This window comes from Thermus aquaticus, assembly GCF_001280255.1.
Taxonomy (GTDB): domain Bacteria; phylum Deinococcota; class Deinococci; order Deinococcales; family Thermaceae; genus Thermus; species Thermus aquaticus.
Genome location: NZ_LHCI01000033.1, coordinates 1 through 665 on the forward strand (window position 1 = coordinate 1; position 665 = coordinate 665).

2 pseudogenes are annotated in these 665 nt (G+C 63.3%); both read right to left on the reverse strand.

Annotated elements, in window-relative coordinates:
- Positions 1-165 (reverse strand): annotated as a pseudogene (locus tag BVI061214_RS00200) (elongation factor P); the annotation flags it as partial.
- Positions 162-665 (reverse strand): annotated as a pseudogene (locus tag BVI061214_RS00205) (quinate 5-dehydrogenase); the annotation flags it as partial. The pseudogenes BVI061214_RS00200 and BVI061214_RS00205, both read right to left, overlap by 4 nt.

Consider the following 665-nt stretch of genomic DNA (forward strand, 5'->3'; position numbering starts at 1 on the left):
GTTGAAGGTGCGCTCCACCGTGGCCCCGGTCTCCAGGTTCTTGAACTTGGCCACCACCTTGGCCCCGCCACGGCCGATCTTCTGGTGCTGATACTCCACACACTCCCAAAGCCCGCCCTCCATCTTCACCTTGGTGCCCGGGCGCAGGTCGGTCACGCTGATCATGCTCTCTCCTCCTGGGGCTTCTCCAGGTCCAGGACCTGGGGCTTCAGCCCTAATAGGTCAATATACCGAAGATAATCCGCTTCCCCAAGCTCCCGGCCCGCCAGGGCCACGAGAAGGGCCTCCATCACGTTGGTGCCGAAGCTCCTACCCGAAAGCCTGGGGGTGGTGGTGATGAGGTACCTGGCCCCCCTGGCCCTCAAGAAGGCCACGTCCTCCTCGGTGGTGGTGTTGGTGAGGACGCTTTTCCCCCGCATGTCCTCGGGCATGTGGCGCTTGAGGTAGTGCCAGTCCCCCGCCACCAGGTCCGCAAAGCGGTAGTAGCGGCTTCGCCAGTCCACGACCCACTCTTCCTGCTTCTCCCCCGTGGGGTAGAGGAGGCCAAAGGGAAGCTTGGTCAAAACGGGAAGCAGGAGGTAGGCCAGCTTCTTCAAGAGCGAAAGCCGGTAGAGGGGGATGGGAAGCCCCAGGGCGAAGATGAAGTCCCCGTAGAGGACCCGGGC